At 58.0% G+C, this 21,093-nt stretch carries 16 protein-coding genes, 3 pseudogenes and 1 riboswitch; of the genes and pseudogenes, 13 read left to right on the top strand and 6 right to left on the bottom strand.

Annotation, left to right across the window (positions count from 1 at the left end):
* A pseudogene (locus CK222_RS27985) lies at positions 1 to 3,571 on the top strand (Ulp1 family isopeptidase); the annotation flags it as partial.
* A 106-nt stretch (positions 3,572 to 3,677) separates the two neighbouring features.
* Here the strand turns inward: CK222_RS27985 and CK222_RS33190 are convergent.
* Positions 3,678 to 4,164: pseudogene (locus CK222_RS33190) on the bottom strand (ISKra4 family transposase); the annotation flags it as partial.
* A 27-nt stretch (positions 4,165 to 4,191) separates the two neighbouring features.
* Positions 4,192 to 4,911, bottom strand: coding sequence for a response regulator (locus CK222_RS27975; protein WP_095802551.1), 720 nt, complete (start codon positions 4,909 to 4,911; stop codon positions 4,192 to 4,194).
* A gap of 690 nt (positions 4,912 to 5,601) precedes the next feature.
* Here CK222_RS27975 and CK222_RS27970 point away from each other — a divergent pair.
* From CK222_RS27970 to virB11, 12 genes are all read left to right on the top strand, one after another.
* Positions 5,602 to 5,823, top strand: coding sequence for a hypothetical protein (locus CK222_RS27970; RefSeq protein WP_095779908.1), 222 nt, complete (start codon positions 5,602 to 5,604; stop codon positions 5,821 to 5,823).
* Positions 5,824 to 5,910: 87 nt separating this feature from the next.
* A complete protein-coding gene (locus tag CK222_RS27965) occupies positions 5,911 to 6,693 on the top strand; it encodes a type IV secretion system lytic transglycosylase VirB1 (protein WP_095779907.1) in 783 nt (260 codons plus the stop codon).
* A gap of 74 nt (positions 6,694 to 6,767) precedes the next feature.
* Complete coding sequence (gene virB2, locus CK222_RS27960) at positions 6,768 to 7,073, top strand: pilin major subunit VirB2 (protein WP_245322506.1); 306 nt, start codon at positions 6,768 to 6,770, stop codon at positions 7,071 to 7,073.
* Entirely contained in the window at positions 7,066 to 7,398 is a 333-nt protein-coding gene (locus CK222_RS27955) for a type IV secretion system protein VirB3 (RefSeq protein ID WP_095779905.1), read from the top strand. The genes virB2 and CK222_RS27955 overlap by 8 nt, the downstream gene beginning before the upstream one ends.
* Entirely contained in the window at positions 7,398 to 9,767 is a 2,370-nt protein-coding gene (locus tag CK222_RS27950; protein ID WP_095802550.1) for a VirB4 family type IV secretion/conjugal transfer ATPase, read from the top strand. Before CK222_RS27955 ends, CK222_RS27950 begins: the two co-directional genes overlap by 1 nt.
* Before the next feature lie 13 nt (positions 9,768 to 9,780).
* The gene (locus CK222_RS27945; protein WP_095779903.1) at positions 9,781 to 10,464 is read left to right on the top strand and encodes a type IV secretion system protein VirB5; all 684 of its coding nucleotides are present in this window, start codon (positions 9,781 to 9,783) and stop codon (positions 10,462 to 10,464) included.
* Positions 10,465 to 10,522: 58 nt separating this feature from the next.
* Complete coding sequence (locus CK222_RS27940; RefSeq protein WP_095779902.1) at positions 10,523 to 11,410, top strand: type IV secretion system protein; 888 nt, start codon at positions 10,523 to 10,525, stop codon at positions 11,408 to 11,410.
* A 27-nt stretch (positions 11,411 to 11,437) separates the two neighbouring features.
* Positions 11,438 to 11,596 carry a type IV secretion system lipoprotein VirB7 gene (locus CK222_RS27935; RefSeq protein ID WP_095779901.1) on the top strand — a complete coding sequence of 53 codons (159 nt, stop codon included), beginning with the start codon at positions 11,438 to 11,440 and terminating at the stop codon, positions 11,594 to 11,596.
* A complete protein-coding gene (locus CK222_RS27930) occupies positions 11,593 to 12,306 on the top strand; it encodes a type IV secretion system protein VirB8 (RefSeq protein ID WP_095779900.1) in 714 nt (237 codons plus the stop codon). Before CK222_RS27935 ends, CK222_RS27930 begins: the two co-directional genes overlap by 4 nt.
* The gene (locus CK222_RS27925; protein ID WP_095779899.1) at positions 12,303 to 13,184 is read left to right on the top strand and encodes a TrbG/VirB9 family P-type conjugative transfer protein; all 882 of its coding nucleotides are present in this window, start codon (positions 12,303 to 12,305) and stop codon (positions 13,182 to 13,184) included. Before CK222_RS27930 ends, CK222_RS27925 begins: the two co-directional genes overlap by 4 nt.
* Positions 13,181 to 14,323 carry a type IV secretion system protein VirB10 gene (gene virB10, locus CK222_RS27920; protein ID WP_095779898.1) on the top strand — a complete coding sequence of 381 codons (1,143 nt, stop codon included), beginning with the start codon at positions 13,181 to 13,183 and terminating at the stop codon, positions 14,321 to 14,323. Before CK222_RS27925 ends, virB10 begins: the two co-directional genes overlap by 4 nt.
* On the top strand, positions 14,307 to 15,347 hold the full coding sequence (virB11, locus tag CK222_RS27915; RefSeq protein ID WP_095779897.1) for a P-type DNA transfer ATPase VirB11: 1,041 nt from the start codon (positions 14,307 to 14,309) through the stop codon (positions 15,345 to 15,347). Before virB10 ends, virB11 begins: the two co-directional genes overlap by 17 nt.
* 116 nt (positions 15,348 to 15,463) lie before the next feature.
* Here the strand turns inward: virB11 and CK222_RS27910 are convergent, their stop codons facing one another.
* The 4 genes and pseudogenes from CK222_RS27910 to CK222_RS27895 form a co-directional block, all read right to left on the bottom strand.
* Positions 15,464 to 17,971 carry an ATP-binding protein gene (locus tag CK222_RS27910; protein ID WP_095779896.1) on the bottom strand — a complete coding sequence of 836 codons (2,508 nt, stop codon included), beginning with the start codon at positions 17,969 to 17,971 and terminating at the stop codon, positions 15,464 to 15,466.
* 157 nt (positions 17,972 to 18,128) lie between these two features.
* The gene (locus tag CK222_RS27905) at positions 18,129 to 18,881 is read right to left on the bottom strand and encodes a carbonic anhydrase (protein WP_095779895.1); all 753 of its coding nucleotides are present in this window, start codon (positions 18,879 to 18,881) and stop codon (positions 18,129 to 18,131) included.
* A gap of 563 nt (positions 18,882 to 19,444) precedes the next feature.
* Positions 19,445 to 20,244, bottom strand: a pseudogene (locus CK222_RS33185) (phosphomethylpyrimidine synthase ThiC); the annotation flags it as partial.
* Between the two features lie 79 nt (positions 20,245 to 20,323).
* Positions 20,324 to 20,434: riboswitch (TPP riboswitch) on the bottom strand.
* A gap of 138 nt (positions 20,435 to 20,572) precedes the next feature.
* Positions 20,573 to 21,040, bottom strand: a complete 468-nt coding sequence (locus CK222_RS27895; RefSeq protein ID WP_245322501.1) for an FAD-binding oxidoreductase — start codon at positions 21,038 to 21,040, stop codon at positions 20,573 to 20,575.
* Between the last annotated feature and the right edge of the window lie 53 nt (positions 21,041 to 21,093).

Below are 21,093 nucleotides of genomic sequence, written 5' to 3'. Positions count from 1 at the left end.
TGCCGAGGCCCTGCTGTTCGATGAAGCTTACGAATCGCCAACCAATCCAGAGAAGCTTCTGCGACTGGAACACGGGTTCCGCGAAGCGCTTCAGCGAGCGGAGGATGATCAAGCCGCCTCGTCTTTTTTCAGCGGCCCAAGGATGCCCGCTGGACCGGGTGACCTCAACAGCATCGTGGCGGACGCTTTCGCAGCGACCGCCTCTGGGCACGCCGGGGTTGAGGCCGCCGCCCCGCCAGCATTAACTGCCAGCCAACAGCAGATCCGGCCCTCACTGGATCCGGGCCAGGGCGGCCACCTACCAACCGGGTGGGTCATCATCAACAATGAACATTCCACAGCGCTGTTGACACCGGCGAAGAGGCAGAGGGCCCTCAATACGCCGCAAGCCGCCGTCACTCAGCAACCGCTGAGCGAAATCGGCATTTCCGGTGACCTCGTACCGATGCAGTTCCCCGTGCAGCAGTTGAGTGGATTGCCATTGGAAGGGCTACCCGTTCAAGGGACAGGGTCCGAACACATCGGAAGGTTGCATGCGGAGGCCGCGCGCACCGCATGGTCTGAGCTCCCGACTGCGATCGAGCACTCTATAAACGTTTCATTCGCCGTCCCCAAAGGCTTCTCCCATGGAGCCCAACGCGTCCCAGACGCGATGCTCCCTTTCTCGGGCAGCTATAACCTCTTGCCGGATGCGGGCCAGGCCCCGCAAGTGAGCTTTGAGCAGCACGGGGCCGACCCGCTCCAAGATGAACCTGTCGCGAGTGGCACCCGTGAAGCCCACTATCCCCATCTCTCCGACGAACACCGGGACCTTATTGATAAAGTGATCCTCCACGCTGCGGATCAGCAAAAATATAGAGAGAGCACGCTCCAAAAATACACGTATACACTTCGCCGATTGGCGAATGATCTCGGCGCTAGTGGCCAAGCGACTGATCTAATAAATCACCAATCCCTCGTCGATCACGCCAATGCTTTCTTTCCGAACGACGATGAAATGAAGAAGGCTGTGAATGTCCTGCGTGCGTATCATGAGCCGGGCTATTCAGTTACCGTGGGCGCCCCTGCTATCCACTATCCCCATCTATCCGACGAGCACCGGGACGTTATTAATAAGGCGATCGGCCACGCTGCGGCTCAGCAACACCCTAAAGCGCCGACGCTCCGAATATACTCTTCTGCGCTTCGCCGATTGGCGAATGATCTCGGCGCTCGTGGCTTAGCGACTGATCTAAAAGATCACCAATCCCTGGTCAATCACGTCAATGCTTTCTTTCCGAAAAACGTTGGTATGAGGACGGCGTTGAGCGTCCTGCGTGCATATTATGATCCGGGCTATTCGGCATCTGGACCTGGCCGGCGGCCGGTGCCGGTGCCCTCAAAGGCAGACGCGCGCGTCATAGAACTAGTGACAGGTGACAGCAGTTTGGCCTCAAGCACCCGTGTTGTCTATGGTCGTAGTCTTCGCAGATTTTCTGAGGCGCTTGAAAGTCAGGGCCTGACGATCTCTGGGCTGGATCATGATTCGCGGATCAAATTTGCCGGGACGTTGTTTCCAGTCGACCGCTATCTCCGCTTAGCGCTGGAGCGGGTTCGCGATGCGGAGGCCGCGTCGCATAGGCGTGCCGAGGCCCTGCTGTTCGATGAAGCTTACGAATCGCCAACCAATCCAGAGAAGCTTCTGCGACTGGAACACGGGTTCCGCGAAGCGCTTCAGCGAGCGGAGGATGATCAAGCCGCCTCGTCTTTTTTCAGCGGCCCAAGGATGCCCGCTGGACCGGGCGACCTCAACAGCATCGTGGCGGACGCTTTCGCAGCGACCGCCTCTGGGCACGCCGGGGTTGAGGCCGCCGCCCCGCCAGCATTAACTGCCAGCCAACAGCAGATCCGGCCCTCACTGGATCCGGGCCAGGGCGACCACCTACCAACCGGGTGGGTCATCATCAACAATGAACATTCCACAGCGCTGTTGACACCGGCGAAGAGGCAGAGGGCCCTCAATACGCCGCAAGCCGCCGTCACTCAGCAACCGCTGAGCGAAATCGGCATTTCCGGTGACCTCGTACCGATGCAGCTCCCCGTGCAGCAGTTGAGTGGATTGCCATTGGAAGGGCTACCCGTTCAAGGGACAGGGTCCGAACACATCGGAAGGTTGCATGCGGAGGCCGCGCGCACCGCATGGTCTGAGCTCCCGACTGCGATCGAGCACTCTATAAACGTTTCATTCGCCGTCCCCAAAGGCTTCTCCCATGGAGCCCAACGCGTCCCAGACGCGATGCTCCCTTTCTTGAACCGCCATGGCCTCCTGCCGGATGCGGAAAAGCCGGAATGGAACTACGAGATCAAAGGCCACGGAAACACCGCCGAGAGGCCGGAAGGGCGCAACGACTTTTGGCTGGTCGATCGGGGTCGGACGAATGAAGCTGCAGCGGCAGCAGTACCGCCAAGGGGGCCCGCCTCGCCAGCGACCGCCAGACTGTCAGACACCTATCGCGGTGTTCCGTTGGTCGATCTGACCACCTCCTCCGATGCTCGGATGGGAGCGCTTCCGTCAGCTTCGTCCAACTTCCCCCCGGGGGCGGTGCTCGGCCCCGAGCTGCTGGATGACGCCCATATCAGCAGGGATTACCAGTTGCTGGAGCAGAACCTGCAGGCGGCCCACCCAGCTCTCGCCGCCCGAACGCGACTGGTTGATCCCTTGGTCTCCCAGCAACTGCGCCGTCCCGACCGGGACCCACAACTTACATTGCGGTCCATCTATCATCACAGCGACGTCGCAGCCGACTTCGTGTTCCTGCCCGTGAACAGTGGCAATCCCTTGGCTACAGTGGAGAATGAGGGACCCCCTGAGCATTGGTCGCTGCTTCTCGTTGATCGCCGCGACCCGGAAAGAGCGGTCGCCTATCACTACGACTCGATCCCTCAGCGCGATGGACGGGGGTACAATGACGCACCTGCACGAGAGCTCGCAGCAAGACTGGACGCGACCACCTTGGTGACACCCGCCATGGCCCGGCAGAACAACGGTGTTGATTGCGGCGTCTTCGTGGTGGACGGTACGCGCGCGCTGGTTCAGAGATTGGCGAACCAAGAGTGGCCGGAACGGCAGCGGCCGCTGCATCTTGACAACCTCATCGCCGATCGGCAGGCGCTGCAAAACCGACTGAGGCAGGGCCGCTTGCCGCACGAGCTTGCCGCAGTCCGCGCGGAGGCTCTTGGAGTAGTCGGGTCGCAGGTGCAACACGCCGTGTTGCAAGAGCAGCAAGCCCGACAAGTCGCGTCAGCGCCGTTTGACCAGCACTTGAGCAAGTCGCGCGGGGCCAAGAACGAGATGACGAGTACACTTGACAGGAGCAACCGCGTGAACAGCGGGGGCGTCATCATCAACAATGAACATTACACAGCGCTTTTGAGACCAGGGGAGAGGCAGAAGACCGATAATCGGCAAAGCCTCGCCATCGGGCAGCTGGGCGAAGCAACCGCAACGTCCATCAGCCAAGCCCCCGATCAAGCCCGAGCTGACCTGATGGCTTCCTCCAGAAGCAGAGAGCGCTCCGACGCGGGACGTTGAGCTCCATGGGTGGGTCAAGCAGAACAGCTCTTTCGACGACAGAGGCGCTGACGCAATCTCCAGACCGGAGCTCTTGCCGAATTTTTTCAGGCTGGCACTGTTGGAAGGCGATGTAGGCTTGGAACCCGCCAACGGCAGTCAGGAACTTGCGCATGTTCGCTAGACTAGCCTGCTTCGAGATGCTGGTCAGCGAGTTCGTCACGGGCAAGTAGACGTTATGATGCCAGAGATGCCATTTGATCCTGCGCAAGGTTTCAAGCAGGTCCTGTCCGGCCTGCTCGTCGTGGTCTTCGAGCCCTTGCACGAACTGGCGAAGGATCGTGATGCGCATGCTGATAAGGAATCAATCGAGGGCATGCTCGCTCGCCGGTGCAATCATTTCCGCGAGCGAGCAGACTTCTTCCCACCGTCGGTGATGAAGGTATGATGAAGGTAAGCCTGGACGCCTGCTTGTTGGATGGTCGAGAATGCGCCGTTGCAGCTCGCGATCATCGCCGTGGACGAAACCGATGTAGCGCGAAGCGCCGTCTTCAGGTAGCGAGCGGCCGGCGATCAGCTTGATTTTTCTTCCGATCACCACGGTGGCGGATGTACTCGGGAAACTCCAGAATAGCTCCCGGTCAAGCGGCCGAGGTGCCTCCGTAGCTGACATCCACGTCAGCGTTGAAGAAGTACCCTGCACCACGGGATGTTTTGACCAGGCGAGGATTGGCCGCGTCAACCTCCAGCTTTCGGCGCAGGCGCATGATCATGACATCCACACTTCGATCAAAGACCTCTTCTCCACGCACACGGCTCGCGAGCAAAAGCCGTTCTCTGGATAACACGTTGCGTGGGTTCTCCAGGAACGCCATCAAGAGATTGAACTCGCATGCGGTAAGCTTGACCTCGCCACGCACCTCACAGATCAGTCGCCGCTGCTTGACGCTGAGCTTCCAGGCCCCAAAGCGAAATGAGCGCTGATCTCTGGTTCGCGGAATGCGCTCGCGTAACGCTACGCGAATGCGGGCCAAGAATTCGCGCATTCCGAAAGGCTTGGCAATGAAATCGGTTGCGCCGAGCTCCAGTGCAACCACTTTTTCCGCCTCATCTAGCCGGTCGCCGCTAATCACTATGATCGGAACGTCCGACTTTGTCGCCAGATTGCGGACGATCGCAAGTCCATCCTCCCGGCCTAGGTTAAGGTCAACAATCACGAGATCGACTGGCTCATGTGCAAGAACATAGTCAAACTGCTTGCTATCGGGCACCACGGTTACTTTCAAGGCATGCATCGTGAGGTACTCGGCGATGAGGCGCCGCATTGCGGCATCGTCATCGATGACAAGAACATGTTTCAACGGCTCACCTTCAATCTCGAATCACTGGTCTAAGCTGTTTGCCGAGCAATTCTAGGGCACCGACATACAACAGCTGCCCCTTGGTCCCACCCGCGGCTGCAGGCGGCCAGCAACGAGGGCCTCGGTCGTCCAAAATCGGTAACAAAGCTGGTCTTGTCGATCGCGAATTGGCGACATGCATCCAGCCGTGAGGCCAGACAGGTTCAAGCGCCGTGATTCCCCGTTTTGTCAGTTTGGATACGGGCCTGCTCACACTATTCGGGTTCGACGGTGCCGACTCGCCTCCAATGTGGTTGCATGATCGTCACGTTATGTGGCGCTTGCGGCCCTAATCGACATCGTCCGACTCGTGTGAGTCCGATGTGGTTGAGCAGCGCCGCGTTCTCCCTGAAAGGTCGTCGGCGTAAGGACCAACGTGATTCGCTATAGCGGTTTTGTGCCAAATAGCATGTCGCCTGCCAAGCCGGGTTCTTCCGAGATGGCCGGCGGCATCGCATCTTTTTTTGGCAGAGAACGATCACCGTCCGACCTAACATTTCTCATCTTACGCGAGACCTCCACATTGAGCCTGTCACGTTACGGGCAGCACCTCGAACTCGATAGCGCCAAAATCGAATCTCGTGATTGAGGCTGGCGATAGCCCGTCGGATTCCGTCAAAGGCCTGCGGTTTTCTGCCGATGGGATCTTGTATGATCACCTCATTTCAGAGCACCGCCGAACAGCTGAACGAGGTTCCCCAGCGTCACTCTGTGACCTTGGGCATGGACGGCCTTTATGCCCACCTCGGCTGCGATTGTTCCGGCTCCTTCCAGAAGTTCCGCATGCTCATCATACTGCTGCCAACTCAGCCCAGCGCCTTCGCCCTGAACAAATGTCTTTTGTTTCAATTGATACCAAAAGGCTTAACTTGAACATCACACAGTAACAAACCTCCCCGATAAGAGCGTGCCGGAAGGGCAAGAAGCTGTCCGGCGGCTTGGAAAGGTAGGTGAGAGGAAATGTTTATTGCAGTTTGGCCGCTGGCTATTGCCCTGTTGACGTCGATGTCACTTCCGGCCGAGCCCGCGCCACTTTCGCCCCGTGAGTTCCATCGCCTTTCGCGCGAATGCGCTCCCTGGGTTGCGCCGTCCACCCTTGCCGCGATTGCCAAGATTGAAAGTGGCTTTGAAACGCTGGTGGCTCATGACAACACCACAGGCGAGCAGCTTCGCTGGATAAATCACCTGGAAGCCACCCGGGGCATCAAGGACCGCCTCGAAGCACAACATTCTGTCGATGTTGGATTGATGCAGATAAACAGCAAGAACTTTCCCATGCTCAGTCTCACGCCGGAAAAGGCTTTCGAGCCCTGCGCCTCCCTTTCGGCTGCCGGCCACTTGCTTGAAAGCCGGTATGCCGGCGGCACGACTGCTCCGGCGCAGCAACTGGCGCTTCGCCGTGCCATCTCGGCCTATAACACCGGCGACGTCACGCGTGGCTTCGCCAACGGTTATGTACGCAAGGTAGAGTCGGCCGCAAAGGACATCTCAAGTCACTTTGAGCGAATGCTGGAGCCGACCGCCCGAGATGCGTCACATCTTGAGGCACCAGGTCGCAAAGCCGTGCCGTCTCTGCTCCAACAGAGCCAACAGGCCAATACAAAGCAGCCCAACCAAAAGTCCTGGGACATCTGGGGCTCCTATCAGCCAAACCGCTCCGGGGTCGAACCCTCCGGTCCGACCGGCAGGCAGGCTGCGGAAGAACTGGAAACCTCGAGCCCGAACAAGCTCGTATTCGATTGAATCGTGGAGTTACAATGATGAAGCCTCTCAGAATACTCCGTGCGCTTAAAGCGCGTGTTCCTTCTCCTTTTTCCATGCTGCGCATGACGGCTGAATATGTACCGGCCGCTGCTGCATGCGTGGCGTGGACGGTCTTCTCCAGCGGGCCAGCCGCGGCCCAGGTGACCGGAGGGACGGATCCTGCCAAGATGATCCAGAATATCTGCACCTTCATCCTTGGCCCCTTCGGACAATCACTGGCCGTGCTCGGGCTGGTGGCTATCGGTATCTCCTGGATGTTCGGTCGTGCTTCACTTGGCCTGGTTGCGGGTGTCGTTGGAGGGATCGTCATCATGTTTGGCGCCAGTTTCCTGGGCAAGGCGCTCATAGGCGGTGGCTGATGAGCGACGATTAGAAGTGAGCACCCTCTATGTGGCGGCGACACGCCCCGCACTGTTTCTAGGGGTGCCGCTCACGCTGGCCGGATTGCTGATGATGTTGGCGGGGCTCGTCATCATTATCCTCAAGAACCCACTTTATGAAGTCGTGCTTGTGCCACTCTGGTTCGGAGCACGGCTGATTGTTGAGCGTGACTATAACGCCGCAAGCGTCGCGTTCCTCTATTTGCAGACGGCCGGCAGAAGCGTGGACGGGCAGGTGTGGGGCGGCGCGAGCGTAAGCGCCAATCCGATCAGAGTGCCGAAACGCGGAAGAGGAATGGTGTAATGTTTGGCGCCAGTGGCCGGACCGAAAGATCTGGCGAGATCTATCTTCCATATGTCGGTCATCTAAGTGACCAGGTTGTCCTTCTGGAAGACGGGTCGATCATGGCCATGGCACACGTGAACGGGCTGCCCTTTGATTTGGAAGACGCTGAGATGCGCAACTCGCGCTGCCGCGCGTTCAACACTCTCTTGCGCAACATCGCCGATGACAATGTCACGCTATACGCTCATCTTGTGCGAAACAAGGATGTGCCGGAGCCGGGATCGCGCCAGTTTCAAAGTGCATTCGCTGGCAGTCTAAGCGAGGCCTACGAGAGCCGTGTGCTGTCGGGCAAGCTCTTTCGCAACGATCACTTCCTCACTGTCGTCGTGTTCCCCCGCACCGCAATCGGCAAGATCGGCTGGCGCATTGCCAAATCCGCCAGGCGCAATGACAACGATCTGGCCACACAAATGCGAAGCCTGGAGGACCTCTGGCAGATCATTGCTGGGTCACTCGGCGGTTACGGTCTGCGCCGGTTGGGTATTCGTGAGAAAGGCGACGTGCTCTTCACCGAAATCGGTGAGGCACTTCGGCTGATAATGACTTGCCGGTTTCTTCCGGTTCCGATGGTTACCGGCTCACTTGGCGCCTCGATCTACACTGACCAGGTCATCTGCGGGAAGCGGGCGCTTGAGATTCGAAGTCCCGGCGGTAGCTCGGTGGGGTCATTGTTTTCGTTCCGTGAATATCCGGCGAAGACACGGCCAGGCATGCTAAATCCGTTGCTGTCCGCCAATTTCCCGCTTGTCCTCAGCCAGAGCTTTTCCTTCCTCACTCGGCCACAAGCTCATGCGAAGCTTAGCCTTAAGTCCAGCCAGATGACGAGCGCCGGCGACAAGGCTCTCACCCAGATCAATGAACTGGCCGAAGCAGAGGACGCACTGGCAAGTAACGAGTTCGTCATGGGTTCACATCATTTGAGTCTGTGCGTCTATGCCGACAGCCTCAACAGCCTTGCAGATCGGGCAGCAAATGCCCGCGCAAGGCTGGCCGACGCGGGCGCCGTTATCGTCCAAGAGGGTATCGGCATGGAGGCCGCGTACTGGTCCCAACTTCCGGGGAACAACAAGTGGCGCACGCGCCCCGGCGCGATCACCTCGCACAATTTTGCCGGGCTTGTCTCTTTTGAGAACTTCCCAAGTGGTTCCATTTCCGGCCACTGGGGCAAAGCTGTTGCGCGCTTTCGCACCAACGGTGGAACTTCTTTCGACTACATCCCCCATGAGAATGACGTCGGCATGACGGCGATATTCGGGCCTGTCGGCAAAGGCAAGACGACGCTGATGACCTTTATCCTCGCGATGCTTGAGCAAAGCATGCTCGATCGCGATGGTGCCATCGTCTTTTTCGATAAGGACCGGGGTGGTGAACTGCTGGTGCGAGCCACCGGAGGGACATATCTAGCGTTGCGCAGAGGCGCTCCGAGCGGCTTGGCCCCTCTGCGTGGACTGGACAATACCTCCGCCTCGTTGGACTTTCTGCGCGAATGGCTGGTGGCTCTAATCGAGAGTGACGGCCGTGGCCCGATCTCGCCGGAGGAAAGCCGTCGACTGGAACGTGGCATTGTTCGTCAACTTTCGTTCGAACCCGTCATGCGCTCAATTGCGGGCCTGCGCGAATTCCTACTGCACGGCGCCTCCGAGGGCGCAGGAGCGCGGCTGCAGCGGTGGTGTAGAGGGAATGCGCTTGGATGGGCCTTTGACGGCGATGTCGACGAAGTAAGGCTGGATGCCTCCATTACGGGCTTCGACATGACACAGCTCCTGGAATTTGAGGAGGTCTGTGCGCCGGCCGCCGCATATCTTCTGCACCGCGTGGGCGCTGTTGTCGATGGCCGCCGGTTCGTCATGAGCTGCGACGAATTTCGCTTCTATCTGCTTAACCCCCAATTCTCGGCTGTTATCGACAAGTTCTTGCTCACAGTCCGCAAGAACAACGGGATGTTGATACTCGCAACGCAGCAGCCTGAACACGTGCTTGAATCGCCCCTCGGAGCCAGTCTCGTTGCACAATGCATGACGAAGATTTTCTACCCATCACCGACGGCGGATCGGGCTGCGTATGTCGATGGCTTGAAGTGCACCACGCAGGAGTTCGAGGCAATCCGCCAGGGAATGGCAATTGGCAGCCGCAAGTTTTTGCTCAAGCGCGACAGCGGGAGTGTCGTTTGCGAATTCGATCTTGGCCAGATGCGCGAATATGTAACTGTGCTCTCGGGGCGGGCCAACACCGTGCGCTTTGCCGACCAGCTTCGTGACCAGCACGGAGATGCCCCAAGTGCGTGGCTCGACAAGTTCATGGCTCGTTATCACGAAGTTCAAGACTGACGGAGGAATATTCATGAGATTTGCCAAGCTTGCAGCAACGACGATTGCTGCTTCCTTTCTGCTGAGCACGCAGGCCCGGTCGCAATTCATTGTCAGCGACCCGGCAACAGAATTACAATCGGCCTTAACAGCGGGTTCCACTGCGGCGATCCTTATAAAGTCAGCCCAGACGCTCGCTACCACGATCGAAATGGTTGAGTTGCTGAAGTCGTCATTTGGCGTCACGGGACTGCTGGGTGCACTGAACCAAGGAAATCACTATCCGTCGAGCAACAAACTGGAGGGGCAGATGTTTGATGCTCGGGCGCCAGTTTCTACCATGGCGCGTAACATTGCGCAGGACCCAACTAGGATAGTCACCGGCACCGATGCGGAAGGGAAACTGTTAAAGGGGCAAATCACTGGTGCCGCCAATGCCGCAGCTCTTGCAGCCGACACTCTGGAAGTAATGGACAAGCGCCTTAAGAACAACGCCGACACGCTTGATCAGCTTTCCCGCTCTCGAAATATTGTGCAGGCCACAGTGACCAACGGTCTGGTCCTCAAGCAGATTCACGATGCGATCATCCAAAATGTCCAGGCCACGAGTCTGCTGACGATGGCCACTGCACAAGGGAGCCTTCACGCCGTGGAGGAGGCCGCAACGCAGCGTCGCGAACGCCAGGACACCGCCAAGATGTTCAACATCCTCCCGTGAACGACGCAGAGTTCATCCGGCTCAGTTGCGCTGATCAGGGACAAATCAGGCTCAGGCCATGAATTTCAAGATTCCCGCGCCATTCACGGCCATACACACGATCTTTCATCTGGCCTTTACGTCAGGGCTGCACAACGTGCTTAAAAAAATCCAAGAGGCGATCAGCGCGCCTCTGGTCGCGTGTGTGACGCTTTGGATAATAATCCAAGGCTGTCTGGTCATGCGGGGTCAAGTCGATGCGCGTGGAGGTATCACGCGCGTAATCATGGTGTCGATTGTCGTCAGCCTTATCCTAGGACAGGCCAACTACCAGATATACATTGAAACGGTCTTCGACGAAACGATTCCGAGATTTGCTCACGGCATCAGTGGCAGCAACTTGCCTTTCATCGATATTCCTCAGAAGCTCGACTGGATGTTTGCGTCAACTCAGTATGCCTTCCAGATGATTGCTTCCGAAATTGGGCCAATGAACAGCCAGGACATAATTGCTTTTGAGGGAGCGCAATGGATTTTCTACGGCTCGCTGTGGACAGCATTCGAAATCTATGATGCCGTTGGAATTTTGACGAAGGTGCTGTTGGCGATCGGCCCTCTGGTTCTTGTCGGCTACCTTTTTGATCACACTCGAGACATGGCCACCAGATGGATCGGCCAACTGCTCTCGTACGGGCTGCTGCTTCTCCTTCTCAACATCGTTGCGACTATAGTTATCGCGGCCGAAGCAGCCTCGCTGGTAGCCATGCTTTTGATGATCAGACTCTCGGGCACGACAGCAGCCAAGATCATCGGACTTTACGAACTCGACATGCTTTTCTTGGCTGGCGACGCTCTGATCATCGCACTTCCGACGATCGCCAGTAGCATCGCCGGCGGCTCTTGGGCAGGGGCGAACCGATCCTTAAACAACCTCAATCGCCACTTTGCCAAAACGGCGGGTCGTTAATCACTCAACAAGCGCGGTGCGAAAAACATGAAACGCTTTCTACTTTTGTCAATCCTCGCTTTGGCGGCCTGCAAGACAACCGATCGGCTTGCGACTTGCACGGGTACGCCATTCCAACTGAACGCGGGACAATGGGAAACCACCCCTGAGGATCTTCAGGTCGAGTGCGCGGAAGAGCCCAAGTGAAATTTCCTGAACATGCCCTTCTGGTGGAGAGAGAAACGCTAGCCGCTCACTACAAGAAGGTGGAAGCGTTTCAAACTACACGAGCGAAGTCTGCGCGTCGCCTGTCAAAGGCCCTTATAGCCTTTGCGGCGGTGGCGGTGCTAGGAAACGTTGCCCAAGCATTTACCATCGCTGCCATGGTCCCGTTGGCCAAGCTCGTACCTGTGTTCCTCTGGGTACGGCCGGACGGGACCATTGACAGCGAAGTGTCAATTTCTCAACTGCCCGCAACCCAAGACCGAGCCGTCATAAATGCTTCGCTGTGGGAATATGTACGCCTGCGCGAGGGCTACACGGCAGATACGGCCCAATACGCCTATGACCTCGTATCCAGTTTCAGCGCACCGGCCGTGCAACAGCAATATCAAGAGTTCTTCAACTATCCGAATCCCACTTCGCCGCAAGTCACGGTCGGCAAGCGCGGCAAGCTCGAGGTCGGGCATATTTCTTCAAACGACATCAGTCCCGACGTTCAGCAGATCCGATACAAACGTATGCTTGTTATCGATGGGCAGTCGCCGATAGTGACCACCTGGACAGCTACCATCCGCTACGAGCGCCTGACGGGTCTGCCGGGGCAATCCAGGCTCACCAATCCGGGAGGTCTACTGGTCACGTCCTATCAGGCCTCGGAAGATACCGTATCCAACCTGGGCAATGCGCAGCCATGACAAAAAGAGCGTTTCTCGCGCTGGCTTGTTCACTCTTCCTGACGATGCAGGCGTTTGCGGAAGACACACCACTTGCCGGCAAGCATGATGCCCGGATGCGCTACCTTGCTTACCGGCCCGACGAAGTGGTGCACCTATCTACCGCCGTGGGGGCAACGCTGGTTGTCACATTCGCGGCCAATGAGACCGTCGCAGCCGTGGCTGTGTCCAATAGCAAAGACCTGGCTGCGCTCCCACGTGCCAACTACCTCTTTTTTAAGGCCAGCCGGATCCTCGCGCCGCAGCCGGTCATTGTGCTGGCCGAGAGTGAGTCGGGTACACGGAGATACGTCTTCAGTATTTCAACCAGAGCGATGCCAAAACTCGACGAGAAGCAACCTGACCTATACTACAGTGTGCAGTTCACCTATCCTGATGATGAGGCTGCTGCTCAGAGAAAGGAAGCAGAAAGGCGCGCGAGTCTTGGTCAGGCCCGCGCGAAAGTGCTGCAGCAACAGAGAGTTCAGGATTTGTTCAATCGGCCTGCGGCAACGGCCAGTCCGGACGAAAGCAATTTCCACTACGTCGCAAAGGGCGATCGATCGCTGGCGCCGCTAGAAGTTTTCGATAACGGCTTTACGACCGTATTTGGCTTCGCAAGAAATTCCCGCATACCCTCTCTCTACGTAATTAATCCCGACGGCAAGGAAGCAGCTGCCAATTACACGGTCAAAGGGGATTATGTTGAAGTATCCGCAGTCGCCCGGGAATGGCGTCTGAGAGATGGAAATACGGTGTTGTCCATTTTCAACAGGGCTTATGATTCTTTGGGACGAGCGCCAGTGACCGGTACAGTGACACCCGACGTGTGGCGCGTTTTGAAAGGCTCGGGCCGATGAATGAAACCGGCCCACAGGCGGGACATGATGTCCATGCATCCGGATCGATGGTCTCGGAGCCGACCCGCCGGCATGTTTCGGGATCGCAAAAGTTGGCCGTCGCTGCTCTTGTTCTCGTCTCATCTCTATCGCTCATCTGGCTCGGAGGTCGTTCCAGCACACAAGACGAGCCATCTCAGCCAAAACCGCCAATTGTCGCCAACGCCGAGCCATTCCGCCCCGCGCCAATTGAGATTGCTCCCGAACCTCAAGCACCCGAACAGGCGGTGCAGGCGGCAGATCCTGCACCATCCACGTCGCCCCCAACGGCGCCAACTGATGCGCCGCCGGAGGAAACACCAATTTTCGCATACACTAGCAGCAGTCAAATGCCCAGTGACGGTCAGCGGAGCGAAGACAACCATAAGGATGCTCCCACGACACAGGATGAGATTTCAATCGATGGCGAGCTGTCAGGCCGATTGAAGCCCGATATACAGGAGCCGAGCCGGGCCACACTTTTGCCGCACCCTGATCTCGTGATCACTCAAGGAACGATCATTTCCTGCATTTTGCAGACGGCGGTCGATACAAATTTGCCCGGCTATGTGAAGTGCGTCTTACCTAATGACGTCCGCGGCACAACCAACAATGTCGTGCTCTTGGACCGTGGGACGACCGTGATTGGCGAGATCCAGCGCGGTCTCCAGCAGGGGGATACGCGTGTCTTCGTGCTGTGGACGCGCATCGAAACACCCGACCATGCCCTCGTTTCGATAGCATCGCCCGGCGCTGACGAGCTCGGCCGCTCCGGAATGCCTGGCACGGTGGACAGTCACTTCCGGGAACGCTTTGGCGGCGCGATTCTCATGAGCGTCATCCAAGGCGCGTTTCAGGCGGCCGGTCAATACGCGGCTAGCTCTGGCGGAGGAAGCGGCATCAACAGCTTCCAGAGCAATGGTGGACAAGCGGTCGAGGCGACACTGAGAGGGACGGTCAACATTCCGCCAACGCTGAAGAAAAACCAGGGAGATGCAGTATCCATCTTTGTGGCTCGCGACCTCGATTTCTCAGATGTATACGATCTTAGAGCCACTGCCGCGGCGCCAAGCCGCCAACATCGCGAACGCAGGAGAGACAACAATGCGATCGGAGGCTGACCCTCAGTTGCGTTTGCTTCTTGAGCCTGTTCTAAAATGGCTTGAGGAGCCAAGAACCGAAGAGGTCGCTATCAACCGGCCTGGGGAAGCCTTTGTCCGACAGGCCGGCGTTTTCACGAAACATCCGCTACCGCTATCTTATGACGATCTGGAAGACATCGCGATACTCGCTGGAGCGTTGCGCAAGCAAGATGTCGGACCCCAAAGCCCCCTATGTGCGACTGAGTTGCCGAACGGAGAGCGGCTGCAGATCTGTTTGCCGCCCGCAGTACCCTCAGGAACAATAAGCCTGACGATACGGCGTCCCTCAAGTCGTGTGACCGAACTCAAGGAAGTTTCTTCTCGCTACGAATACTCGCGTTGGAATCAATGGCGGTCAAGAAAAGAGCGCCAGGAGCGGCAGGACGAAACGATTCTTCAGCACTACGACCATGGTGACTTGGAGGAATTTCTGCGGGCCTGCGTTTGCGGGCGACTTACGATGCTGCTTTGCGGACCTACTGGAAGCGGCAAAACGACAATGAGCAAGACTCTGATCGACGCTATACCCCCGCAAGAGAGGTTGATCAGTATCGAGGATACGCTCGAACTTGCAATCCCACACGAGAACCATGTCCGGTTACTCTATCCGAAGGACCGAGCAGGCGTTGGTACGGTGACAGCCGAGCAGCTATTGCAAGCCAGCTTGCGCATGCGCCCTGATCGAATATTGCTTGGCGAAATGCGCGATGATGCTGCTTGGGCCTACCTTAGCGAAGTCGTCTCCGGCCATGCGGGATCGATATCAACGATTCATGGGGCTGATCCGGTCCAAGGTTTTAAAAAGCTCTTTTCACTCGTCAAGAGCAGCGCGCAAGGAGCCGCTGTGGAAGACCGCACGCTTCTGGACATGCTATCGGCTGCTATTGACGTCATTGTACCGTTCCGTACCCAAGGCGACGTGTATGAGGTGGGAGAGGTATGGCTCGCCGCCGATGCCCGTCGACGGGGAGAGACAGTAGCCGACCTTCTCAACAAGCACTAAGGCTGGAATAACGTAGATCCATAAGTCGGCGACGAGACGCGTCATTTGTTCTGCATCGATATCTCTTTTGACGGGGCTTGTCAGATTGCTTGGGTAGCCTGAACAAGTCGGCGGCATCATGCCATCATCATGGTACGAACCGCATGCTCCATTGTCCGGGACGAGACAGGCTGCGATAACCAAAAGACGAAGGCCTGATTATCAAATGTGACCGGCATGGGGTCGATCTCACCGACGACTATGACAGGCACCGCCATGAGGGTGGGGCATATGGGTTCGGCCTGTACTCGCTCGAGGAAAGGCGCTTTACCCAAGATCAGCAGGTCGGCTGCCTTCCCACTCTCGATCCAGCCGCAAAGGCTTTTGAAGGTCGCGAAGCCGACCGGCTTATAACCCAGCGCGGCGATTTTCTTCGTGTAGGTCTCCAACTCTGCTGGGTCGCGCTCCACGACTGCAATGATTTCTCCGCTGCCAAGTGATCCGTCGTATGGGCCGACCGCGATGTCAGCGCTGACTGGCTCCTCCTCGGAGGCCGGTAAGTAGATATCGAAGCGGGTACCTCGGCCAACAGCCGAGGTGACGTCGAGGCATCCTGCGAGCGCGCTCACGTGCCTGTCAACCGCAGCAAGACCCAGCCCGGTCCCGCCGACGCGAGAGCGGGTGGTAAAAAAGGGCTCAAAGACACGCGGAAGTATCGAAGTTGCAATTCCTGGACCATCGTCGCTGATGGAGAGGAGAACGTAATCTCCACGTCTCAAGGTGCCCTGAGCCAGCGGCTTTGTTTGGCACACCTGGGCGCGAGAAACGCTAATCTCGACACGGCCCTGGTTCAAGACAGCCTCCGACGCGTTCTTGCACAAATTCATAAGGATCTGCTGTATCTCGGTTGGGCTCCCCTCGACCACCGTTTGCCACTCGTCGATCTTGAAGTTCAACTGAATACCCGCACCAACTGTAACCCGCAGCAATGGCGCAAGACCCATAACAATCTCGGAGACGCTGATAGGCGCTGCCACGCGCTTTTGATTTCGGCTGAGTGACAAGATCTGGTCAACGATCAGCTTGGCTCGGTGTCCAGCTAAGATGATTTGGTCGATGTGGTTCCGAATTCTAGAGGGACGACGTACAAGACCTCGGGCAACCTCTGAATATCCGATTATTGCGCCTAAAATATTGTTGAACTCATGTGTGGCACCGCTTGCGATCGTGCCGACGGTCCTTAGCCTTTCCAAATGCTCACATCGACTCACCAGAAGGTCGCGTTCGGCATTTACACGTTGCATCTCAAGATGGTGGCTCAAACGCACAATAGCACTGCCAAGAACCCGGAGGTCGTCAGCTGAGGGGAGTGAGCGAGCTCGTTCAAAAACAAGGATGCAAACCGCAGCCTGCTGAGCGGAGGCCCTGCAAGCAACAATTTGACAAACACCGGAAGTGCCTATGGCGGTCCGAACCACTTCGGCCGCAGGAACTACGCGAAACACTGGCCGTCCGGCGCAGACAAGTGAAACGACTTCATCAATAAGGGCGAGGTTCCAGACGGGTATGCACGTGTTTGCCACAAAGCACTCAGTATGCATGCTGAGGCTCGGATCAACCAGAGCAAGCGCGCATTGATCCGCATCGAAAACGCGTTGAACGAATCTGAGCGCTGCTTCGGTGGAAAAGCGCGCCCCGTCGTTCGTTGCTCTACTGTCGTTGAAGCGAGCTTCGATCTCGCTCATCGCCTCTTCAAGCTCCAACCGCCTTTTCAGTCGGTTCGTCCGCAGACGCCGTCTGGAGGATCGAATGATCGCAAACAAGCAGATGCATATGGACAGCAAGCCAAAGAAAAGTCGCGCACGCTGCGCTTGCGCGCTGGCCAGGCTGTAGCCTTTCAGATGCTCTCGCTCCAGCTCGGCAGCCTTGGAGGACGTGTCGAGGAATGCGATCTGATTGGCAGCTTGGTCCAACCTCCATAAGGAAGACACCGCAGCGCCGGCCTTGCCCACAACATCCGCGGCAGCCCGGGCCTGCCTGGCAAATCGCTCGAGAGGATGATCCATATGTGATGCGAGGTTGAGCCACAGCACTAGCTTGGAAAGTTCAAGCCTGCCCTCTCCAGGGAGAAAAATCGAGCGAGCAAGGTCTGCGACAGAGCTTTTCATGAGCTGATTTTGCTTGACCCAGGCTGAGATGGCCGCCTCAGTGTTTTTGATCGAGTTTTTAAGCTGCGCGAGCAGTGCGGATTCCCTGGAGCTCTCATCTGGCGAAATCTCCAAATGGTGTTGCAAGTTTTCGACGTCGCTTTGCAGCGCCTGTCCCGCAGACGCAACCGAACGGAAGTCCAATGCCATATCGGTTCGCGCGCGAGCGACGTCCCGCTGGAGCAATGCATCGTTGATCTGAATAGTACGCAGCTGGCTTAGGACCGCGTCGTTGATCTCGGGAGCCTGCCACTGGGTTCCGACCAAGAGCGCAACCGAGGCGGCTAGGCCAATTAGAATTGCCTTATCGGAACTGAGCCATGTTTTCCAAGGAAACGGCGTTTGATCCGTCGTGCCCGCCTGGCGGCGGTCCGACGAGAATTCCGGCGCCACCCGGGTTCGGTATGCGGCCGGATGCTGCTGGAACAGGAAAGCCACACCTACCTCTCTCCTTGGACGGCTTAAACACCGTTGCCGAATTTGGTCATGGTCCGCTTCCAGGACCAGAATGAGCGCCCAACGGGCGCCTTACGATCTTGGAAGCAGATGAATCTCCGCGCAGGCGGCGCTTCGCTCCCTCACGGCGGCAGGGGCCTCAGGGGAGGCCCAGGATGAAGCGCCGATTGGGCGAACGGATAGGGCGCGCGTTCCGGGGATAGAGCGAGGTAAAGCGCTTGATGTCCGCTGGGTCGACCTCAACCGGTTCCGTCGCCACCATCCAGTCGACGTTTTCGGTGCATGGCGGCGTCGTTAAAGATCCTTCATATGTCCAGTAGCCAAGCGAAGCCGGCAGAAGCCCGTTCGGGTCGACCTCGTCGACGGCTGCCTCTTCGCCTGATGTTGCGGGAAATGCTGCAGCAAGCCTGGCAAAGCTGGCATTTGTGTCGCCTGGCACTAGAAAAACGCCCAGCACACCCAGAGTGTCGCTGTCGGTGTCCTTATGGACAAAATGCGCTTCCATCGGGAAGCTCTTGCCCGCGACGTGGTGCTCGCTTGGCGCATGGAAATGGAACTGGAGCAGCTCATACACACGATCCCCTCGAGTGAGCGTGCTGCCTTGCGGCAGGTTGATCTGAATGGTGTGGCCGTTGTTCACCATCCTGCCGCCGCCGCTGTGCCAACCTATGGCGATGCGCGGAATATCCGCTTTGACCGCGCCCTTGATATCGACCGGCGATTGCTGTGTGCCCGCCGAGCAGACGAAATTTGTCTTATCCAGATCGCCCCAGTGTTCGGGCCCGGCCGGGCCGGCATATCCCCAATGGGTGCTCGCCGCCCCCGCGGCATCAGCGCAAATGGGACACGCGCCGAGTGCAACGAACCCTTTGATCAGACTACGACGATGCATATTGCTTTCGCTCCTGGACGTGAACTAAGTTTATCATTTGCGGTTGGCATGGCGGGAACTGCGCTCGCAACCACCATGATGTGGCAACATGATCGCAACTACCCCGAACAACTCGGCATACGACCAGCGCGTCACGCAGCGCTTCATGTCGGCGCACAGACGACATCCTCGTCGGGACCGCCGCTGAGCTTGTCATTGTCCTCACCGGCGGTATGCGGTTGGTAGCGGCCATTCTCACCTGGTCCGAGCTATCTGCGCCAATACGTGGTTGTTGCTTCCCCGACCCTCTGGTGGCCTGGGTATCCAGATCGCATCCTCGGCCTCGTGACGCCTTCATATTCATCATCCGTCGACCAGAGAAATCGATTGCTTCAATTACGAACATTCACGTTTTGGATGCATTCACGCGCAATCCGCGGTACTGACCGCCTCACTTCGGCGGGTGCTATCGAACCTTCGCCCGCTCAAGCAGCTCAGGGCCGCCCCGTGTCGAAGCTGTTGACGGCGAGTCTCGATTCGGCACCCGTGACCGCATCAAGCGAGCACCCTGCCATTCTCGCTTCGGAGCGCACGATCCATTCGCGGATGTTGTGGATGTTGCGCCGGGTCAAGAGGTCCATCACCGTATCGGCGCCCCAGCGGATCGCCCACACCATCTTCTCGACCTCCTCGGCCATCGACGAGCTGACGGCGGAGTTGCCGATATTGGCGTTGATCTTCGACCAGGAAATTGCGGCCGATAATCTCATCGGCTCGCTTTCCGGGTGGTAAATGTTGGACGGGATGATGGCGCGGGCGCGCGCCACCTCGTCGCGCACGAATTCCGGCGTGACGAAGTCAGGGATCGCGGCGCCAAAGCTTTCGCCATCGCGTTGAAGTGTCGAACGCAACTGCTCACGGCCGAGGTTCTCGCGGATGGCGACGAACTCCATCTCAGGCGTGATGATGCCGGCGCGCATAGGCAATCTGCGTCACGGCCTTGGCGGACTTCGCTCGCAGCGGCCGGTTGCGCATCGGAAATTCCAGCGTCAGGCTTTCGCCCGTCGCAGATCCATTGTCCTCCGGCCTGACATGGCGGCCGTCATAGGCCTCGACATCGCCGCGCGCCATGATCCATTCCTGGCATGGGCGGGCAGGGCCCATTTCGATGCAGGTTTCGACTGCCGGGTCGGTGTACGGGCCGGACGGATCGTAAACGGCCACGGACGGCTCGCCGGCCGTCGGATGGAGGGAGATCTCCCGCATCGGCACCCTGATGTGCGGGTGGATGGCACCGGGCTTGTGGATTTTCGCGAGGTGGGCAGTGGTCCCGTCGACACGGCGGGGGTGAGGGCAATCTCTTGAGGCTCCTTTGCTCATGCATTGGAGACCCAGCTCTGTGCCGGAAGGATGAAAAGACGCTTTGGTCGCCCTGCTCGAAACAGGACCTCGGGCGTAAACCCCGCGAAGCGCTTGCACCATCCTACGCTAGTATGAACTGAATCAGGTTCAACGGGTCACTGCGCCGCGACCAGCAGTATCTCAGCCCTTGCCGGGACCCCCTGGTGACTGCCTCTGTTGGACAGGCGGGCCCTATCTCGTCAAGCGCAGTGAAGAGGAATCGGCTTACTTAACCTCATCGATCATCAACGCTTCCAATCGTCACTAAAGCCCTTACGCAAAATGCATCGCGACATTCCGGATCGCCTGGCTCAAAGACTATTTGTCCGCCCGGCGGCACTGAAGCGCTCGATTGTATAGGGTTCGAGTGGTATTGGCGGGTCACGCCCAGACAGCAGATCGCCAACCAGTTTGCCCGTGGTCGGGCCTTGTGTGAGGCCCAGGTGACCGTGCCCGAACACATACAGAATGTGAGCATCGGTCGCGGAGCGGCTGATGACCGGTAAGGTATCCGGGGTCGCGGGCCGGTGGCCGCTCCACACCATGCCGCCGGGACCATCCAGGGCCGGGAGATAAGCCTTTGCAAGCTCAACCAAGCCTTTCGAGCGAGCAAAATTCGGGCTGGCTCGCAATCCTCCGAACTCGGCCGCACCGCCGATGCGTAAACCGATAGAGAGAGGTGCTGCCACGAAGTTGCTCTCTGCAAAGATCATCGTCCGGTTGAGTGCGATCTGGGGTGCAGCGATTGTGGTGTTGTAGCCGCGCTCGCTTTCGAGCAAGGGCATGGTCGCCAAGCTGGCGAGAAAGTCTAGTCGCGCAATCGACCACCGAG

Source organism: Mesorhizobium sp. WSM3866 (genome assembly GCF_002294795.1).
Taxonomy (GTDB): domain Bacteria; phylum Pseudomonadota; class Alphaproteobacteria; order Rhizobiales; family Rhizobiaceae; genus Mesorhizobium.
The sequence above is the reverse complement of the archived record's forward strand: the minus strand, read 5'-3'. Positions and strand labels throughout refer to the sequence as shown.

Bases quoted from the DNA above. Each gene is read 5' to 3' on its own strand.
- CK222_RS27970 (WP_095779908.1), top strand. From the start codon at position 5,602: ATGATCACCTCATTTCAGAGCACCGCCGAACAGCTGAACGAGGTTCCC.
- CK222_RS27965 (WP_095779907.1), top strand. From the start codon at position 5,911: ATGTTTATTGCAGTTTGGCCGCTGGCTATTGCCCTGTTGACGTCGATG.
- virB2 (WP_245322506.1), top strand. From the start codon at position 6,768: ATGCTGCGCATGACGGCTGAATATGTACCGGCCGCTGCTGCATGCGTG.
- CK222_RS27950 (WP_095802550.1), top strand. From the start codon at position 7,398: ATGTTTGGCGCCAGTGGCCGGACCGAAAGATCTGGCGAGATCTATCTT.
- CK222_RS27945 (WP_095779903.1), top strand. From the start codon at position 9,781: ATGAGATTTGCCAAGCTTGCAGCAACGACGATTGCTGCTTCCTTTCTG.
- CK222_RS27940 (WP_095779902.1), top strand. From the start codon at position 10,523: ATGAATTTCAAGATTCCCGCGCCATTCACGGCCATACACACGATCTTT.
- CK222_RS27935 (WP_095779901.1), top strand. From the start codon at position 11,438: ATGAAACGCTTTCTACTTTTGTCAATCCTCGCTTTGGCGGCCTGCAAG.
- CK222_RS27925 (WP_095779899.1), top strand. From the start codon at position 12,303: ATGACAAAAAGAGCGTTTCTCGCGCTGGCTTGTTCACTCTTCCTGACG.
- virB10 (WP_095779898.1), top strand. From the start codon at position 13,181: ATGAATGAAACCGGCCCACAGGCGGGACATGATGTCCATGCATCCGGA.
- virB11 (WP_095779897.1), top strand. From the start codon at position 14,307: ATGCGATCGGAGGCTGACCCTCAGTTGCGTTTGCTTCTTGAGCCTGTT.
- CK222_RS27905 (WP_095779895.1), bottom strand. From the start codon at position 18,881: ATGCATCGTCGTAGTCTGATCAAAGGGTTCGTTGCACTCGGCGCGTGT.